This is a genomic window from Microbaculum mangrovi (genome assembly GCF_051390635.1).
Lineage (GTDB): Bacteria > Pseudomonadota > Alphaproteobacteria > Rhizobiales > Tepidamorphaceae > Microbaculum.
The window spans coordinates 465,554-483,159 of sequence record NZ_JBPODT010000001.1; the positions used below are offsets into that span (position 1 = coordinate 465,554).

General features: G+C 68.7%; 16 protein-coding genes. 1 reads left to right on the forward strand and 15 read right to left on the reverse strand.

The genetic code is table 11. The features are described 5' to 3' along the window. Positions 1–82: 82 nt before the first annotated feature. The gene (locus tag ACSF9G_RS02220; RefSeq protein WP_261616178.1) at positions 83–301 is read right to left on the reverse strand and encodes a hypothetical protein; all 219 of its coding nucleotides are present in this window, start codon (positions 299–301) and stop codon (positions 83–85) included. Between the two features lie 237 nt (positions 302–538). Between ACSF9G_RS02220 and ACSF9G_RS02225 the strand changes: the two genes are divergently transcribed. After that, a complete protein-coding gene (locus tag ACSF9G_RS02225; protein WP_436637855.1) occupies positions 539–2,353 on the forward strand; it encodes an aminopeptidase P family protein in 1,815 nt (604 codons plus the stop codon). Between the two features lie 73 nt (positions 2,354–2,426). Here the strand turns inward: ACSF9G_RS02225 and trxC are convergent, their stop codons facing one another. The 14 genes from trxC to ACSF9G_RS02295 form a co-directional block, all read right to left on the reverse strand. Then, positions 2,427–2,864 carry a thioredoxin TrxC gene (gene trxC, locus ACSF9G_RS02230; RefSeq protein ID WP_436637857.1) on the reverse strand — a complete coding sequence of 146 codons (438 nt, stop codon included), beginning with the start codon at positions 2,862–2,864 and terminating at the stop codon, positions 2,427–2,429. Continuing rightward, positions 2,861–4,138 carry an NAD(P)/FAD-dependent oxidoreductase gene (locus tag ACSF9G_RS02235; RefSeq protein ID WP_436637859.1) on the reverse strand — a complete coding sequence of 426 codons (1,278 nt, stop codon included), beginning with the start codon at positions 4,136–4,138 and terminating at the stop codon, positions 2,861–2,863. The genes trxC and ACSF9G_RS02235 overlap by 4 nt, the downstream gene beginning before the upstream one ends. A gap of 285 nt (positions 4,139–4,423) precedes the next feature. Continuing rightward, positions 4,424–4,741: an AzlD family protein gene (locus ACSF9G_RS02240; protein ID WP_436637861.1), complete on the reverse strand. Its 318-nt coding sequence runs from the start codon at positions 4,739–4,741 to the stop codon at positions 4,424–4,426. After that, positions 4,738–5,424 (reverse strand): AzlC family ABC transporter permease, encoded by a 687-nt coding sequence (locus ACSF9G_RS02245; protein WP_436637863.1) that lies wholly within the window; start codon positions 5,422–5,424, stop codon positions 4,738–4,740. The genes ACSF9G_RS02240 and ACSF9G_RS02245 overlap by 4 nt, the downstream gene beginning before the upstream one ends. A 61-nt stretch (positions 5,425–5,485) precedes the next feature. Then, a complete protein-coding gene (locus ACSF9G_RS02250) occupies positions 5,486–6,352 on the reverse strand; it encodes a helix-turn-helix domain-containing protein (RefSeq protein ID WP_436637865.1) in 867 nt (288 codons plus the stop codon). A gap of 110 nt (positions 6,353–6,462) precedes the next feature. After that, positions 6,463–6,942, reverse strand: coding sequence for a DUF3828 domain-containing protein (locus ACSF9G_RS02255; RefSeq protein ID WP_436637867.1), 480 nt, complete (start codon positions 6,940–6,942; stop codon positions 6,463–6,465). Positions 6,943–7,068: 126 nt separating this feature from the next. Then, positions 7,069–9,189: an NAD-dependent DNA ligase LigA gene (gene ligA / locus ACSF9G_RS02260; RefSeq protein WP_436637869.1), complete on the reverse strand. Its 2,121-nt coding sequence runs from the start codon at positions 9,187–9,189 to the stop codon at positions 7,069–7,071. A 2-nt stretch (positions 9,190–9,191) separates the two neighbouring features. Then, entirely contained in the window at positions 9,192–10,862 is a 1,671-nt protein-coding gene (gene recN, locus ACSF9G_RS02265; RefSeq protein ID WP_436637871.1) for a DNA repair protein RecN, read from the reverse strand. 7 nt (positions 10,863–10,869) lie between these two features. Then, the gene (locus ACSF9G_RS02270; RefSeq protein WP_436639642.1) at positions 10,870–11,748 is read right to left on the reverse strand and encodes an outer membrane protein assembly factor BamD; all 879 of its coding nucleotides are present in this window, start codon (positions 11,746–11,748) and stop codon (positions 10,870–10,872) included. Positions 11,749–11,971: 223 nt separating this feature from the next. Further along, positions 11,972–12,112 (reverse strand): hypothetical protein, encoded by a 141-nt coding sequence (locus ACSF9G_RS02275; protein ID WP_436637873.1) that lies wholly within the window; start codon positions 12,110–12,112, stop codon positions 11,972–11,974. Between the two features lie 144 nt (positions 12,113–12,256). Next, positions 12,257–13,201, reverse strand: coding sequence for a UDP-3-O-acyl-N-acetylglucosamine deacetylase (lpxC, locus tag ACSF9G_RS02280; RefSeq protein ID WP_436637875.1), 945 nt, complete (start codon positions 13,199–13,201; stop codon positions 12,257–12,259). Between the two features lie 317 nt (positions 13,202–13,518). Continuing rightward, entirely contained in the window at positions 13,519–15,252 is a 1,734-nt protein-coding gene (gene ftsZ / locus ACSF9G_RS02285; RefSeq protein ID WP_436637877.1) for a cell division protein FtsZ, read from the reverse strand. A 90-nt stretch (positions 15,253–15,342) separates the two neighbouring features. Continuing rightward, entirely contained in the window at positions 15,343–16,668 is a 1,326-nt protein-coding gene (ftsA, locus tag ACSF9G_RS02290; protein ID WP_436637879.1) for a cell division protein FtsA, read from the reverse strand. Beyond that, positions 16,665–17,606, reverse strand: coding sequence for a cell division protein FtsQ/DivIB (locus ACSF9G_RS02295; protein WP_436637881.1), 942 nt, complete (start codon positions 17,604–17,606; stop codon positions 16,665–16,667). The genes ftsA and ACSF9G_RS02295 overlap by 4 nt, the downstream gene beginning before the upstream one ends.

Consider the following 17,606-nt stretch of genomic DNA (forward strand, 5'->3'; position numbering starts at 1 on the left):
GACCTTCCGGATAAAGAAATCCCCGGTCCGGGGACGCCGGACCGGGGATCGCAAGGTCAGGAGGAAATCTGCTGTCGACCGGTCAGTCGGTCGCGCCCGAATGCCAGCGGGCGAGTTCTTCGCGGGTAAGCCCCATGTTCTTCAGCGACTCGTCGCTGTAGGACCAGAGCGCACGCGCCGTCAGGCGCCGCGCCTCGGCCTCGCGGGCCTTCACCATGTGGTCGAACATGCGCCGGAGCACACTGCGGCGCTGCCGCGGCTCTACAGCGATGTGAGTGGGGGCAAAAATCGTCGTGGCCATCACAACCTCCTCGGCTGGAACTGAATTCGGTGCCGTTTCGAGAAGGAAGGTAAGCTACCCTGACCTTTTTAGAAGCCCGATCGCTACATGACAGGCCTGCATATTTCGCATGCGCAAAAATTTTGCTGCACTGCAAAATACTCAGGCATCCGGACGCCGAAAACGCGCACATTGTGCGCATATCGTCGTCCGAGAATCGCGATTGATCCGCCGATCCTCACCAATTAGTTAAGAGCGATGTTCCAGACCTTCGACGATGGTGCCGATCCAAGCCACGGTGCAGAGCGTCTGGCCCGACTCAGGGCCGAGCTCGAGCGGCGCGGCCTCGACGGCTTTCTGATCCCCCGTTCCGACGAGCATCAGGGCGAGTACGTGCCGCCCGGCGCCGAGCGGCTGAAATGGCTCACCGGCTTCTCCGGCTCCGCCGGCCTGGCCGTGGTGCTGAAGCACGCCGCGGCGATCTTCGTCGACGGCCGCTACACCCTGCAGGTCCGCGACCAGGTCGACACCGGCGCCTTCGAGCCGCTGCACCTGATCGATCCGGGCTGGCACGCCTGGCTGGAGGAGCAGCTGCAGGCCGGCGCGACGCTCGGTTACGACCCCTGGCTGCATACCGTCGCCGGTATCCGCAGGCTCGAGAAGATCGCCGAGAAGACCGGCGCCACGCTGGTGCCGACACCGGACAATCCGGTCGACGCCATCTGGACCGACCGGCCGGGCCCGCCGCTTGGCCAGGTCGTCGTGCACCCGCTCGACGTCGCCGGCCGTTCCGCCGCCGACAAGCTCGCCGATGTCCAGAAGACGCTGGCGAAGGCGCGGGCCGGCGCGACCGTGCTGACCCAGCCCGATTCGATCGCCTGGCTCCTCAACATCCGCGGCTCCGACGTGCAGCACACGCCGCTGCCGCTGTCCTTCGCCGTCGTTCCCGCCGAGGGACGGCCGACGCTGCTGATCGATTCGCGCAAGCTCACCAACACCTCGCGCGCCCATATCGAGGACGTCGCCGACATCGCCGAGCCGTCGGAATTCGGACCGGCGCTCGACGAGGCGGCGGGCGGCCAGGGCGCCATTCGCCTCGACCCGGCGACCACGGCGCGCTGGATCGCCGACCGGATCGAGGCGGCGGGCGGGCGCACAGTCGACGGCGACGATCCCTGCACCCTGCCCAAGGCGACCAAGAACGCGGCCGAGATCGCCGGCGCGCGCGCCGCCCACCTGCGCGACGGCGCCGCCGTCAGCCGCTTCCTCGCCTGGCTCGACCGCGAGGCGGCATCCGGCGGCGTCGACGAGATCGCCGCGGCCACGGCGCTGGAAGGCTTCCGCGCGGCCACGGGCCAGCTCAAGGAAATCTCCTTCGACACCATCTCGGGGGCCGGCCCCAACGGCGCCATCGTCCACTATCGCGTCACCACCGACACCAACCGGCCGCTGGAGCCGAATTCGCTCTATCTGGTCGATTCCGGCGCGCAATATGTCGACGGCACCACCGACATCACCCGCACGGTGGCGATCGGGGCGCCGACAGCCGACATGCGCCGCCATTTCACGCTGGTGCTCAAGGGCCACATCGCCATCGCCACGGCGCGGTTTCCTGAGGGCACGAGCGGCGCACAGATCGACACGCTCGCCCGCTACCCGCTGTGGCAGGCCGGCCTCGACTTCGACCACGGCACGGGCCACGGCGTCGGCAGCTTCCTGTCGGTGCACGAGGGCCCGCAGCGCATCGCCAAGACCGGCACCGTACCGTTCCGCCCCGGCATGATCGTGTCCAACGAGCCCGGTTACTACCGCACCGGCCACTACGGCATCCGCATCGAGAACCTGGAGCTGGTGAAGCCGCCCGAGCCGGTGCCCGGCGGCGAGAAGGCGCTTCTGTCCTTCGAGACGCTGACGCTCGCCCCGATCGACCGGCGGCTGGTCGACGTCGCGTTGCTGAGCGAGGCGGAAAAGGCGTGGCTGAACGCCTACCACGCCCGCGTCCGGGCCGAGATCGGGCCGCAGCTCGACGGCGACGACAGGGCATGGCTGGAGGCCGCGACGGCACCGCTCTGAGCCCCTCCGTCAGTGCCCGTTGCCCCGGTGGTCATGCCCGGAATACGGCCGGGTCGCGGGCGCTGAGCGCCGTTCACCCCAGGTTCTGCCGGGTCCAGTCGACGATGGTCTTGGCCGGCATGGCGCCGGCGGTGCGGGCGACCGGCCGGCCGCCGCGGAACAGGATCAGCGCGGGAATGCCGCTGACGCCGAGCTGGCGGGCGATCTCGCCTTCCTCGTCGGCGTTGAGCTTCAACAGCCGCACGTCGGGCTCCAGCTCTGCCGCCGCCGCCTCGAAGTTCGGCGCCATCGACCGGCACGGGCCGCACCACGGCGCCCACACGTCGACAAGCACCGCGATGTCGTTGGACGCGATGTGGCGCTGGAAGGCGGCACCGTCGACGTTGAGCGGCTTTGCGGCGAACAGCGGCGCCTTGCAGGAGCCGCAGCGCGCCGCCTTGGCCGGCTTGTCCTCGGGAAGGCGGTTGGTCGCCCCGCAGCCGGGGCAGACCACATGACGGCTGGCGCTCACTTGACCTCCTTGAGCTTGGTGATGTTCAGGCGCTCGAGCATGAACTTCTCGTAGAACGGCTCGGCGGTGCCGCGCCGGATCTTGTGCAGGAAGAACTTCTCGAACGCGATCTTGGCGAAGTGCACCCACTTGCCCTTCGACGCCCAGTTGACGTTGCGCGGCGGGATCTGCGGCTGGGCGACGAAGGCGACGCCGGAATCGCCGAAATCGGCCAGGCACACCGCGTTCCACGTCGCCTGCGTCTCCGGCGCCTGGCCCTTGAGCAGCGCGCCGATATTGTGCGCCGTCGCCGTCACCATGGATTCGATCATGAAGCCGGTCTTCGGCACGCCGCAGGGCACCGGCGTCGGCCCCGTCGGCGGGATCGCCACGCAGACGCCGACGCTGAAGATGTTGGGATAGGCCGGATTGCGCTGGTGCTCGTCGACCAGGATGAAGCCGCGCGGATTGGTGAGGCCCTCGATGTCCTTCACCGCCGGCACGCCGCGGAAGGCCGGCAGCATCATCGCATAGCCGAAGGGCAGCTCGTGGGTGGCCTTCGGCGAACCGTCCTCGTTGACCTCCTCGACGACCATCTTGCCGTCCTCGACCGTCTTCACCTTGGCGTTGGTGATCCACTTGATGTGGTGCTCGCGCATCTCGCTTTCGAGCAGGCCCTTGGTGTCGCCGACGCCGTCGAGGCCGAGATGGCCGATATAGGGCTCGGAGGTGACGAAGGTCATCGGCACCTTGTCGCGGATCTTGCGGCGGCGCAGCTCGGTGTCGAGGATGAAGGCGAACTCGTAGGCCGGGCCGAAGCAGGAGGCGCCCTGCACCGCGCCAACCACGATCGGCGCCGGGGCCTCCACGAAGGCCTGGAACGCGTCATAGGCCCTGGAGGCGTGATCGACGTGGCAGATCGACTGGGTGTTGCCCTCCGGTCCCAGCCCCTCGATCTCGTCGAACGCCAGGTCCGGACCGGTTGCGATGACGAGATAGTCGTAGGTGACCGAGTTGCCGTCCTCGAGCTCGATCCGGTTTTCCTTTGGATGCACCCGTTTCGCGCCCGCCCCGACATACTCGATCTTCTTGCGCTGCATGATGTCGGGCAGGCTGATCTCGATGTCCGACTGCTTGCGCCACCCCACGGCCACCCAGGGGTTGGAGGGCACGAAGTGATAGGTCGGCCCCTGCCCGATCAGGATGACCTTGTCTTCCTGCCGCATCTGGGGGATCAGCTCGTAGGCCATCAGCACGCCGCTGAGGCCCGCACCGAGAACGACTACGTTTGCCATCTGCCTGTTTCCTGCCTTTGGCGGCCGTCCTCCCAGCGTCACCGGACGCTCCGGCCGACTGCCCCACGATTATGCTCTCGAATAAACATATTCCAAATCTTGAATATATACAATTGCGACAAAAGTGCTTGGCCGCCTCATCACTACTAGCGCGGGCCAGGCCGGGCGCGCATTGCGAAATGGCAATGTCTCGAGAGCCCTTCGGCTCCGGACGGCATTAGCGGTGTCGGGACGTTTCAGGCCGGCGCCGGCCCCGGGGGCATCAGGCGGCATCCGGCGCGCGGGTCAGTACAGCACGGCCCGGAGGATCACCACGGAGACGACGCCGATGACGATCGCCGCGAGCTGCGGCAGCCGGAGCGCGGCGACGACCGTGATCGCCGCGGCGGCCGTCTCCGCCGGCCCTGTGGCCAGTATGGCGGGGGTGATCACGGCGGCGAGCACCGCGCCGGGCACCGCTTCCAGCGCAGCCCGCGCCCGGCCGGACACGACCAGCCGGCGGATCACCAGCCAGCCGCCGATCCGGCTCCCGTAGGTGACGAACGCCATGCCCGCGATCGCGGCAAGCGCCAGCGGATCGATCTGAAGCGCGTCCAGCGTCATTCGACCGTCTCCGTCACCGCTTCGTCCGCGGGGCCGATGACAGCGCCGGCGAGCGCCCCGGCAACGCCGCCGGCGGCAATGAACCAGGGGCCTTCGAAGCTCAGGTACACGAGCGCGGCGACAATCGCGCTGGCGGCTATGGCGACGCCGGTGCGCGGCCCCTGCCAGAGGCCGACCAGCAGGGTCAGGAAGATCGCCGGAAACGCGAAATCGGCGCCGTATCGCGCCGGGTCGCCGATAAGGCCGCCGAGCGCCGCGCCGAGCCCGGTCCAGCCGATCCAGTTGACGTAGAGGATCAGGCCCATGGTCAGGAAATAGGTCGCGGACAGTTTCGTGCGGGCGGCCCGGCGCTCGGCCAGCGCCCAGGTCTCGTCGACCATGGTGAACAGCGCGATCAGGCTCGTGCCGGTGCCGAAGTGCCCGATCTTTCCGGCGAGCGAGGCCCCCATCAGCAGATGCCGCAGATTGATCATCAGCGCGGTGACGGTGAGCAGCAGCCACGGCACCGGCTCGCGCCAGATGTCGACGGCGACGAACTGGGCGCTGCCGGCGAACACCGTCGCGCTCATCAGCACCATCTCGGGCACGCTGATGCCCTTCTGCGCCGCGAGCGCGCCGAGCAGGAGCGCGAAGGGAACGACGGCGACGGCGGCCGGCAGGACGTCGATCGCGCCGTCGCGCATTTCCGCCAAGGTCTCAGGCCCGGTCTCAGGCCCGGTCTCAGGCCCGGTCTCAGGTCGGGTCTCAGGCCGCATCCTTGCCCGCGATATCCAGGGCCGCGGCGCGGAATCGGGCGGGCGTCACCCCGACGCGCGCCTTGAACGCCCGTGTCAGATGGCTCTGGTCCGCGAAGCCGCAGTCGAGCGCGACCGCGCCCGGCGTCCGGCCGCCGGCGAGCAGACCGCGCGCCGCCTTGATGCGCCGGTCGGCGAGCCAGGCATAGGGCGTCAGGCCGGTTTCCTTGCGGAACGCGCGGATCAGGTGGAAGCGGCTGACGCCGGCGACGCCGGCAAGCGTCGGCAGGTCGATCGACTCGGCATAATGGGCGTCGAGATAGTCCTGCGCCCGCCGCACCGGCCCCCGCTCCGTGCCGACCGGGGCGGGATCGCCGAGGCGGGCGTGGCGCGACAGGATCATCGCCATTACCGAGACGAAGCGTTCGTCGCTGTAGAGCAGATCGCTGCCGCCCAGCCCCTTGTGGGCGGCCACGAAGCGCGCCGTCCCGTCGGGGTCGTTGACGACCGGCTCGGGGAAGAACGGCGTCGCGCACGTCTCGCGGCCGGTCAGCTCGCGGGCGATCTCGCGGAGAAGGTCGACGCTCGGATAGGACATTCGGTAGGCATATCCGTCTCCGTACGGCTCTCCGTCGTGCACATCGCCGGGATGGACGAAGCACAGGTCGCCGGGGCGGCCGTAGCGGCGCTCGCCGCGCAGCACGAAGGTCTCGCAGCCCGCCACGATCGCGCCGACGACATAGGTGTCGTGCGTGTGCGGGGCATAGCGGTGGGAAAAGAACCGGGCGGCCAGGCATTCCAGGCCGCCGTAGCGGGGCGCACGCCAGTAGCGTGCGCTGTCGCCCGCGTCGAGACCGCGCTCGGACAGCGCCGTCATCTGGTCTTTCACGTCCATGGCACGGAGACTAGCAGCCCCGCGCCTGTGCGTCTTGAACGAGATTGCGCCCCTTCGAGGGGGGCGCGGAGCGGTGGAACGGGCGCCGGACCTCAGTTCCCCGCCAGCAGCACCGACAGCGTCCAGGGCATGTCGTCGCTGACCGCGACGATATCGTCGATCCGCCAGGCGCCATCCTCCATGACGAGCAGGTAGCGGAACTGACGCAGCTGGCCGAAATTCAGAAGGCCCACCGCCACCTCGGCCTTGGCTCCGGAAATCTCGGGCGTGCCGATTTCGATGCCGGTGATATCGAAATCCTGCGCATCGACGAAGACGTCGAAATCGAGGTTGCCGATGCCGTCGCGGTCGATACGGGCGTCCTCCTCGGCAAGCAGCGCCCGCAGCCGCGCGGAGAAGCGCTCGCGCAGTGCCGGGTCGGAGGGCGAGATGCCGAGGCCGCCGTCTTCATAGCTGGAGTAGATCTCGCCGACGACGGCGTCCGGCCCCTGTTGCGCGAACGCCGAAGGCGCGGCGACCAGGATCGCGATGCACAGGAAGACTTGAGCGAATACTTGAGAGAAACTGCGCATGACACCCCCAGAAGCAGCAGAACCAAAGCAACACAGCCTATACGACCACCACTGTTGCACGGGAGTGGAGGCGCGAACAGCCGTTCTTGCCGATCCAGTGAACAAAGCCTTGAGGGAAAAACAAAATTAACCGGCTTCGACCAGATCGAACCAGGCGTTCTCGTCGATGACCTCGATGTCCAGTTCGGCGGCCTTCTTCAGCTTGGACCCGGCGCCCGGCCCGGCGACGACGAGATCGGTCTTTGCCGAGACCGAGCTGGCCACCTTGGCGCCGTAGCGCTCGGCCATCGCCTTGGCCTCGTCCCGGGTGAGCCGCTCCAGCGAACCGGTGAACACAACGGTCTTGCCGGCTACGGGAGACTCGGTCGCCTGCGGTACCTGCGCCTCCTTCGGCGTCACCTCGGCCAGCAGCGCGTCGATCTGGTCCTCGTTGCGCGGCTCGGCGAAGAACTCGACCAGCGCGTCGGCCACCGTCTCGCCGATCCCCTCGATCGACAGGAGATACTGGTAGGCCTCGCTGTCCGCCCCCTCGCCCGCCGCCTTCATCGCTTGTCGGAACGCCTCGAAGGTTCCGTAGTGACGGGCAAGCAGCTTGGCCGTCGTCTCGCCGACATGGCGGATGCCGAGCGCGTAGATGAACCGGTGCAGGTCGATGTCGCGGCGCGTGTCGATTGCCGCGAACAGGTTGCGGACCGACGTCGACCCCCAGCCCTCGCGATCCTTCAACCGCTTCAGCGACTGCGCGTCGCGCGCCTGCAGCGTGAAGATGTCGGCCGGCTTCTCGACCAGCCCGTCCTCGAAGAACGCGGCGACCTGCTTCGCCCCCAGTCCCTCGATGTCGAAGGCGTTGCGCGAGACGAAATGGATCAGCTTCTCGACCGCCTGCGCCGGACAGACCAGCGAGCCGGTGCAGCGCCGGATCACGTCCTCCTTGCCGGTGCGCGGGTTGACCTCGCGCACCGCGTGGCTGCCGCAGACCGGGCAGGTGTGCGGAAACGCGTAGGGCTCGGCGTCCTTGGGCCGTTTCTCGAAGACAACGCCGAGGATCTGCGGAATCACGTCTCCGGCTCGCTGCAGGATTACCGTGTCGCCGATGCGCACGTCCTTGCGGGCGATCTCGTCCTCGTTGTGCAGGGTGGCGTTGCGCACCACCACGCCGCCGACCGTGACCGGCGTCAGCTTGGCGACGGGGGTCAGCGCACCGGTGCGGCCAACCTGGATCTCGATATCCTCGAGCACCGTCATCGCCTTCTCGGCGGGAAACTTGTGCGCGATCGCCCAGCGCGGGCTGCGCGAGACGAAGCCGAGCCGGCGCTGCCAGTCGAGCCGGTCGACCTTGTAGACCACGCCGTCGATGTCGTAGCCGAGGCCCGCCCGGGTCTCCTCGATCTCGCGATAGAACGCCATGATCTCGGCGACCGAGTTCACCTGGCGCATCAGCGGATTGGTCGGCAGGCCCCAGTCGCGGAACGATTGATAGACGCCCCACTGGCTGTCGGACGGCAGCGCGCCGGCCTCGCCCCAGGCATAGGCGAAGAACTTCAGCGGCCGCGCGGCGGTGACGCGCGGGTCGAGCTGGCGCAGCGACCCGGCCGCCGCGTTGCGCGGATTGGCGAACACCGGCTTGCCGTCCGCCTCCTGGCGCGCGTTCAGCGCCTCGAAGTCGGCATGGCTCATATAGACCTCGCCGCGCACCTCGAAGACGTCGCCGAAGCCGTCGCCCTTCAGCCGCCTGGGGATGTCGGGAATGGTGGCGACGTTGGCGGTGACGTCCTCGCCCTCCTCGCCATCGCCGCGCGTGGCGGCCTGTACGAAGACGCCGTTCTCGTAGCGCAGCGACGCCGACAGGCCGTCGATCTTCGGCTCCGCGGTGAAGGCGATCGCCGTGTCGCCATCGAGCTTGAGGAACCGGCGGATGCGATCGACGAACCCGGCCACGTCCTCCTCGTCGAAGGCGTTGTCGAGCGACAGCATCGGCACCTTGTGCCGGACCTTGGCGAATTTCTCCGACGGCGCGGCGCCAACCCGCAGCGACGGACTGTCGGGTCGGACGAGCGTGGGGAACGCGGCCTCGATGGCGGCATTGCGCTGGCGCAGCGCGTCATAGGCGGCATCCGAGATCGACGGCTGGTCGTCCTGGTAGTACCGCCGGTCGTGCTCGCCGATTTCCTTGGCCAGGCGCTCGAGTTCCGCGGCCGCGTCCTCGGCCGTCAGGTCCGAAACCGGCGTCTTCTCCAGCCCAGCCATGCTCACTCCGTTCCCGCCAGAAGACGGCCCGCGGCCGCCCGTGCCTCCTCGGTGACCGTCGCCCCGGCCAGCATCCGCGCGATCTCCTCGCGCCGGTGCGGCGGATCGAGCGGTTCGACCCGGGTGACGACGTCGGTGCCCCGTTTCGGCGATTCCTTGCGGATCAGCAAATGCCGGTGCGCGCGGGCGGCGACCTGCGGCGCGTGGGTGACGGTCAGTACCTGAACCCGGTCGGCGAGCCGCTGCAGCCGCACCCCGATCGCATCCGACACGGCCCCGCCGACGGCGGTGTCGATCTCGTCGAAGACCAGCGTCGGCGCGCTGCCCTTGTCGGCGAGCGCGACCTTCAGGGCGAGCAGGAAGCGCGACAGTTCGCCGCCCGAGGCAACCTTCAGAAGCGGCCCCGGATGCGTGCCCGGATTGGTCTGCACCCAGAATTCGACGCGGTCGCGCCCGTCCGGACCGCCCCCATCGTCGTCGGTCTCGATACGGGTTTCGAAGGCGGCCCGCTCCAGCTTCAGCGGCGCCAGCTCGGCCATCACCGCCTTGTCGAGCGCCTTGGCCGCCTTCAGCCGTTTCTCCGTCAGTTTCGCCGCCGCCTTGTCATAGGCGTCACCGGCCGCTCTCGCCGCCGCTTCGAGCGCGCCCAGGCGCTCCTCGCCGGTCTCCATGTCGGATAACGCGGCACGCATGCGCTCGCGCAGGCCCGGCAGGTCGTCGACGCCGCACTGGTGCTTGCGTGCCGCCGCCCGGAGCGCGAACAGGCGCTCCTCGGTGGTCTCGAGCTCGCGCGGATCGAAGGCGATCGCGTGTTGCGCCTGCTCGACCGCCGCGCGCGCCTCCTCGATCGACTCGATGGCCGCCGTCATCGCCGCGACCACCGGATCGAGCAGGTCCGGCAGGTCGCCGGCGCGCCGTTCGAGCCGCCTCAGCGCCGCCGACATCAGCGGCACCGGCGAGGTGTGGCCCGCGACCGCCTCGCTCGCCTCCGTCAATTCGTCGGCGAGCTTCTCGGCCTGCATCATCACCTGCCGGCGTTCGGCCAGATGCGCCTCCTCGCCGGTCTCCGGCGCCAGCATATCGAGCTCTTCCAGCGCGTGGGCGAGATAGTCGCGCTCCGACGTCGACTTCTCCAGCGCCGCGCGCGCGTCCCTGAGCGCCGCCTCCGCCGCCCGCCAGGCGCCGTGGGCTCTCGCCGTCGCCGTGACCTCGGCTTCGAGGTCGCCAAAGCTGTCGAGCAGTTGCCGGTGGACCGAGGGATCGACCAGGGCCCGGTCGTCGTGCTGGCCGTGGATCTCGACGAGGCACGCCCCGACCGATTTCAGCAGTTGCACGCCCGCGGGCTGGTCGTTGATGAAGGCGCGGGTACGGCCGTCTGCGGCCTGCTGCCGGCGCAATATGATGTCGCCGTCCGCCTCGATGCCGTGGTCGGCGAGGATCTCGCGGGCGGGGTGGCGCGGCCCCGCGTCGAAAACGGCCGTGACCTGTCCCCGTTCGGCGCCGCGGCGCACGAGCGCGGCGTCGCCGCGCCCGCCGAGCGCCAGGGACAGGGAATCCAGAAGGATCGACTTGCCGGCGCCGGTCTCGCCGGTGAGCGCGCTCAGCCCCGCGTCGAACGTGATGTCGAGCTTGTCGATGATGACGATGTCGCGGATCGAGAGGGCGACGAGCATCGCCCGCTCACAGCGTACCGGAGGCCTTGCGGAACACCTGGCTCAACCACGACCCCTCGTTCTCCTGCGGCTGGTAGCCGCCCTTCGAAAGGAGCGCGTAGGAATCCTTGTACCAGGAGCTGTCCGGGTAGTTGTGGCCGAGGATGGCCGCCGCCGTCTGCGCCTCGGAAATCAGCCCGAGCGCGTAATAGGATTCGGTCAGCCGGTGCAGCGCTTCTTCCACGTGCCGTGTCGTCTGGTAGTCGGATACGACCGTCTTGAAACGGTTGATCGAGGCCAGGTATTGACGCTTGGACAGATAGTAGCGGCCGACGTCCATCTCCTTGCCGGCGAGCTGGTCGCGCGCCACCTCGAGCTTGCCGCGCGCCTCCACCGCATATTCGGATTCGGGATACTTCTCGATCAGCTCGCGATAGGCCACGGCGGCCTTCTCCGAGCGCGCCTGGTCGCGGCCGATGTCGACGATCTGGTTGTAGTAGGATTCGGCGACCAGATACTGGGCGTACGCCGCGTCATCGCTGCCCGGATAGAGAGTGACATAGCGCTTCGCCGCGGTGATCGCATCGGTATAGCGCTTCGCTTCGTAATTCGTGTAGGCCGACATGATCAGCGACTTGCGGGCCCACTCCGAATAGGGATGGATCCGCTCGACCTCGGAGAACTTTTCCGCCGCCGCCCTGAACGAGCCGGAATTGGAAAGCACCAGCCCCTCGTTGTAGAGGGACTCCGCCGGCTCCTCTTCGATGACGGCGAACTCGTCCTCGTCCTTGCCGAACAGGCTCTGGCAGGCGGTAACCGACAGGCCGAGGACTACCAGCGCGGCAAACCGCAGCGCCCTAGACCTCGTCGTCGTGTTCCCGGTGTCGCGCGTCGCGCGGAATGTCATGTCAGGCAAACGCTTACTCGTCATAGGATCGATCATAGCAATGCGCATCGGACGCCCGACGCACTCGGCGGCGGACTTTAGCCCAACGCCGTTTCCCAAGCCAGTTTGGCTGACCTCCGAATTGAGCGAATTTGTGGCGGCACCGGTAGCGAGGCGGTATCGGCGCAAAACCGCGTCCGGTTTCCGGCCGGAAGTCGGTAGGCGGGGACGGCCCGAACGGGCCTCAGCGCATCGGCTGGGCGGGGGCGTGATTCGGCAGGCAGGCCATACGGCACGCCTGCCCGTCCTGCGCCCGGGCCTCGAGCACGGCGGACAGGCTGGCGATGAACGCGGCGACCAGCACGATACGGAACAGGAACAACATGTCGCACCTCTGGCGGCGGACTATGGGTGCGGCGCGCAGGCGCCGCAAGCGCCGGAATGGGGCGATCACACAACGTCGTTACCCGCCGATTAGAAAAACCCGGCGAGTACCGATGCCGCTGTAAACCGGTAGGAAATCGGGCCGTCAGGAGACGTCAGGGCCGAACGCGGCGGCCGGGACCATGGCGCCCACCTGTGCCTGGCCGGCATCGCGGCGCACGGTGGCGGTCGACCATTCCCAGGCGCTGTCGTCGGACAGCAGGGCCTCGACCATGGCGGAGTTCAGCTTGTGACCACCGCGATAGCTGCGGTAGTGGCCGAGGATCGGCGCGCCGGCCAGCGTCAGGTCGCCGATGGCGTCCAGCACCTTGTGGCGCACGAATTCATCGGCGAAGCGCAGGCCTTCGGGGTTGACCACCTGGTCGTCGCCGATCACCACGGTGTTCTCCAGCGACGCGCCCAGCGCGTAGCCGTTGGCCCAGAGCTGCTCGACGCTCGACATGAAGCCAAAGGTGCGGGCGCGGGCCAGATCGCGGGCGAAGTCGCCCGAATCGGCGTCATAGACATAGGCCTGACGGCCGATCACGGTGTCGGCGAAGTCGATCTCGACCTCGACGCGACGACGGTCGCTCGGCAGGAACTCGCCGATGGCGTCGCCGATCCGCACCGTCACCGGCTTGAGAACCTTGATGTAGCGGCGCTGTGCCGACTGCTTGCGCAGGCCGGCCTGCTTGATGGCTTCGCAGAAGGCTTCCGCGCTGCCGTCCATGATCGGCACTTCGTCGCCGTCGATCTCGACGATCACGTTGTCGATGCCCAGGCCGCTCAGCGACGCCAGCAGATGCTCGACGGTGCCGATGGAGCCGGCCGTCTCGCTGCCGAGCACCGTGCTCAGCGCCGTGCCGACGACATAACGGTGCGACGCCGGCACTTCGATGTCGGCGGTGCCTTCGCTCGAATTCTTGAGGAAGATGATTCCGGTATCGGGCCCTGCGGGATGAAAGGTTACCGTGGAGCCGGCTCCGCTGTGTACACCGACTCCACTAAGCGATACGCGCTCTTTTATCGTCGTCTGCGACTGAGCTTTCATAGTCCCGCGCTTTACTGGCCCGAATGCGCCGCCCCCGCGACTGCTGTCATTCAGGCATTACGTCCAACACTGCAGGATCGCTTGTCTCGCTGTCCCGGCGGCACGAACATGTCGTCCGGCTACGGGCCGCGCATTGCGATGTCCTGCTGGCTGAACCCCCTATGTCCGCCCACATTTGTACCGGCGCGCCCCCGGCGGGCCAAATCACGCTTTTTTACCGTCTGTTACGCGAATAGCTCGCTTTGTAACAAAAAGGTGCCCGGCAGCTCGCGCCGCCGGGCCCTCAGCATCGTTGCAATCCCGTTCAACTGGCCCGCTCAGTTGGCCTGGCGGCGCAGAAATGCTGGGATTTCGTACTGATCGTCGTCGATCGAGGACGGCCGCCGCGGCGCGTTGGCGACCTGGGGAGCGTGCTTGGGCTGCTCCGGATGCGCCGGCCGCTGGGGCCGCCGGGCATATTCCGAAACCGGCTCCTCGTCCGCGTGCGGAACAACCATCGGCTGCTGGACCGTTCCGGATTCCTCCGAATCCTCGCGACGGCCGAGGCCGACGGAGGCGAGTCGCTGCAGCAGGCCCGGACGACGGCTCTCGTGTGCGCCATGATCGCCGGACCCCGATTTCGCCCGCATTTCCTTCTGGGCGATCAGCGGGAAGTCCTCGATGCGCGGCATCCGCGGCTGACGGCGCTCGGGATGCGAGGCGACCGGCGGAACGAACGGATCGCCGTACCCGGCATGGGTGTCTTCGGCGACAGGCGCCTCGACGGGCTGCATCGCCGGTGCCGCGGGCGGCTCCATACGGCTGATCTGCACGCCGGGATCGCGCGCCGCCATCGGGGCCGGCGCGGGCGCCGGTGCGGGAGCGGGCTGGTACACTGCCTCCTGCGCTTCGGGAGCCAGGGCGGCCTGCACCGCGGCCTCAGCGGCTTCCGTCGCCGCCGCGACCTGCTCGTGGGCCGGGGCCGGAGCCGGGATCTGGGCCTGAGCCGGAACCTGGGCCGGCGCGGCCTCCTGCGCCTTGCGGGCCCGCAGCCGCTCGGTGAGCGCGGTGATCGTGTCCTCTGCGGTACGCTCCATGACGGTGCCGACCTGATCGATGCCCGTCGCCACGACCGAAACCCGGATGATGCCCTCGAGGCTCTCGTCGAAGGTGGCGCCGAGGATGATGTTGGCGTCCGGGTCGACCTCCTCGCGGATGCGGGTCGCCGCCTCGTCGACTTCGAACAGCGTCAGGTCGTTGCCGCCGGTGATCGAGATCAGCAGGCCGCGCGCGCCCCGCATCGAGCTCTCGTCGAGCAGCGGATTGGCGATCGCGGCTTCGGCGGCCTGGATCGCCCGCTGATCGCCGGAGGCCTCGCCCGTGCCCATCATCGCCTTGCCCATGGCGCGCATGACGGCGCGCACGTCGGCGAAGTCGAGGTTGATGAGGCCTTCCTTGACCATCAGGTCGGTGATGCAGGCAACGCCCGAATACAGCACCTCGTCGGCCATGCCGAAGGCTTCGGAGAACGTCGTCCGCTCGTTGGCGATGCGGAACAGGTTCTGGTTCGGGATGACGATCAGGGTGTCGACGTGCTGCTGCAGCGACTCGATGCCGGCGTTGGCGACGGCCATGCGGCGCTTGCCCTCGAAGTCGAACGGCTTGGTGACGACGCCGACGGTAAGGATGCCCATGTCGCGGGCCGCCTGGGCGATGACCGGCGCCGCGCCCGTGCCGGTGCCGCCGCCCATGCCGGCGGTGATGAACACCATGTGCGAGCCGCCGAGATGGTCGTTTATCTCGTCGATCGTCTCTTCCGCCGCCGCGCGGCCGACTTCCGGCTGCGACCCGGCGCCGAGGCCCTCGGTGATCGCCACGCCCATCTGCACGATACGCTCGGCCGACGACATGGTCAGCGCCTGCGAGTCGGTGTTGGCGACGACGAACTCGACCCCCTTGAGGCCGGATTCGATCATGTTGTTGACGGCGTTGCCGCCGGCGCCTCCGACACCGAAAACGGTGATCTTCGGCTTCAGTTCGGTAAGATCCGGCATCTTGAGGTTGATCGTCATGGAACCCTCGCGTCCTTTACTAGTGTCCGTTGCGCCCGACCCCCGGGCAACTCAATCCACGCCTGCCGCCCCGCGGCCCCAGGTACGTCTCTAGAAACTTTCCCTGATCCAGTTTCCCACCCGGGCGAAATATCCGTCGCCGGCCGTGGCCGCGCCGAGCCGCCCGCCCGAGCGGTCGTGTCGTTCGATTCCCGCAAGCTGCGGATAGACCAGCAGGCCCACGGTCGTGGCAAACGCCGGGCCGCGGCCCGATTCCGGCAGGCCCGAGACCCCCAGCGGCCGGCCCATGCGCACCTGCAGGCCGGTGATCCGCTCGGCCAGGTCCGTGACGCCGGGCAACTGGCTGGCGCCGCCCGTCAGCACCGCGCGCTGGCCGGCGAGCGCGCTGAACGGGGTGGCCCGCAGCCTGTCTCGCACCAGCTCGAGGATCTCCTCGACGCGCGGCCGGATGATTTCCGTGACGACCGACCGCGGCACTTGGTTGGCGCCGGGATAGTCGCCCTCGCCCACCATCGGCACCGAGATCATGTCGCGGTGGTCGAGGCCGGAGCCGATGGCCGAGCCGTACAGCGTCTTGATGCGCTCCGCCGCCTCGATCGAGGTCGACAGGCCGCGCGCCAGATCCATGGTCACGTGATGGCCGCCGATGGCGATGGCGTCGGCGCAGACGAAACGGCCATAGGCGAACACGCCGAAGGTGGTGGTGCCGCCGCCCATGTCGATGCAGGCGGAGCCCAGCTCCAGCTCGTCGGCGGTCAGCGCCGCCAGGCCCGCGGCGTAGGGGCTCGCCACGACGGCCTCGACGTGCAGATGGCTGCGCTCCACGCACAGGACGAGGTTGCGCACGGGCGCGGCCTGCGCGGTGACCAGATGCATGTCGATGCCCAGTTCGCGGCCAACCATGCCGCGCGGATCGGAAATCCCCCCGGCCTGATCGAGCGAGAAGGCGATCGGTAGCGAATGCAAGACGACGCGGTCCGGCTGCACGGTGTGGGTCCGGCCCGCCTCGAGGACGCGGTGGATATCGGTGTCGCTGACGGAGTCGCCCGATACGGTGACGCGGGCGGCGTAGTGATCGCTTTCGAGCCGGCCGGACGAGACGTTGACGAGAACGCTCTCGACCGTCACGCCGGCCATGCGCTCGGCGGCATCGACGGCGAGGCGCACCGCGCGCTCGGCCTGCTCCATGTCGGTGATGGCGCCGCGCTTCACGCCGGTAGCGCGCTGGTGGCCGACGCCGACCACCTCGATCGAGTGGGTGCGGCCGGCAAGCTCGGATTCGGGACGCTGCGGACGCAGCCGCGCGATCAGGCAGCAGATCTTGCACGAGCCGATGTCGAGGATGGCGATCGTCTGTCCGCGGCCCGGCGGCAACGGACGGGCGCGCGGCAGCCAGTGGTTGCTACGTCCGCTCACGTGTCCTGCCCTTTCCGGCGTCCCGATGCGCCCTTTGATTTCGTGGCCGCCTTGCGCTGCACCGCCGCCTGGTCGGACAGCCTGACGACGACGCGATCGGCGAGGCGCAGGTCGACCAGCACGATGTCGCGGGCCATCAGCCCCTGCTTGGCGGTCAGGGTGTCGAGTTCGCTCAGCGCCGCGTCGGCGTTCTTTTCCGGCAGGCGGACCTCGACGCCGTTGTCGAGCATCAGGTTCCAGCGCCGGTCGGCGACGCGCACCGCGGCGCGCAGGCGCGTGGCGACGGAAGGATGCGGCGCCACCAGCGCCATCAGCTCGCCGGCCCGCTTGTTGGCGCCGGCGCCGACGACGAGCGGAAGGCTGGCGAAACGCTCGTCGGCAAGTTCGCCGATAACCTCGCCGTCGCGGTCGATCAGCGAGACGATGCCGGTGAGCTGCCACAGCGCGTAGGGCTCGCGCTCGACCAGATCGATACGCAGCGTGCCGGGGAACAGCTTCTGGACGGTCGCGCTCTTCACCCAGGCGATATCCGACAGGCGCTTGCGCGCCCAGTGGGCGTTGAACGTGAGCAGCGAGGTCGCGTCGCCGATCTCCAGCGCCCGCAGGACGTCGCCCTCGCCGACTTCCCTGTGGCCGGTGATGACGACGGACTGGATGCCGAAACCGGCCTTCGCGGTGACGTAGTCGGCGGCAACAAAGACGCTGCGCCGGACATCGCCCATATGGTCGCCGGCGATGGCGCCGAAGGCACCGGTCGCCGCGAACAGGGCGGCGACGCCGTAGAGGCCGGCCCGGCTGGGGATGCGGATGTCGTCGAGCGGGCCGATCAGGCGCGCGAACGCACCCGTGCGTGCGCGGCGGCGCGGCACCGTCTCGTGCAGGCGGGATTCGACGCTCCGCCGCCGGCCGTCCGGGCCGCCGCGGGACTGTCTTCCCAT

Coding starts and splice junctions, on each gene's coding strand:
- ACSF9G_RS02220 (WP_261616178.1), bottom strand. CDS start 301: ATGGCCACGACGATTTTTGCCCCCACTCACATCGCTGTAGAGCCGCGG.
- ACSF9G_RS02275 (WP_436637873.1), bottom strand. CDS start 12,112: ATGTTGTTCCTGTTCCGTATCGTGCTGGTCGCCGCGTTCATCGCCAGC.
- ACSF9G_RS02235 (WP_436637859.1), bottom strand. CDS start 4,138: ATGGCAAACGTAGTCGTTCTCGGTGCGGGCCTCAGCGGCGTGCTGATG.
- lpxC (WP_436637875.1), bottom strand. CDS start 13,201: ATGAAAGCTCAGTCGCAGACGACGATAAAAGAGCGCGTATCGCTTAGT.
- ACSF9G_RS02255 (WP_436637867.1), bottom strand. CDS start 6,942: ATGCGCAGTTTCTCTCAAGTATTCGCTCAAGTCTTCCTGTGCATCGCG.
- ACSF9G_RS02250 (WP_436637865.1), bottom strand. CDS start 6,352: ATGACGGCGCTGTCCGAGCGCGGTCTCGACGCGGGCGACAGCGCACGC.
- ACSF9G_RS02270 (WP_436639642.1), bottom strand. CDS start 11,748: ATGACATTCCGCGCGACGCGCGACACCGGGAACACGACGACGAGGTCT.
- ACSF9G_RS02245 (WP_436637863.1), bottom strand. CDS start 5,424: ATGCGCGACGGCGCGATCGACGTCCTGCCGGCCGCCGTCGCCGTCGTT.
- ACSF9G_RS02240 (WP_436637861.1), bottom strand. CDS start 4,741: ATGACGCTGGACGCGCTTCAGATCGATCCGCTGGCGCTTGCCGCGATC.
- ACSF9G_RS02295 (WP_436637881.1), bottom strand. CDS start 17,606: ATGGGAAGACAGTCCCGCGGCGGCCCGGACGGCCGGCGGCGGAGCGTC.
- ACSF9G_RS02225 (WP_436637855.1), top strand. CDS start 539: ATGTTCCAGACCTTCGACGATGGTGCCGATCCAAGCCACGGTGCAGAG.
- ligA (WP_436637869.1), bottom strand. CDS start 9,189: ATGGCTGGGCTGGAGAAGACGCCGGTTTCGGACCTGACGGCCGAGGAC.
- recN (WP_436637871.1), bottom strand. CDS start 10,862: ATGCTCGTCGCCCTCTCGATCCGCGACATCGTCATCATCGACAAGCTC.
- ftsZ (WP_436637877.1), bottom strand. CDS start 15,252: ATGACGATCAACCTCAAGATGCCGGATCTTACCGAACTGAAGCCGAAG.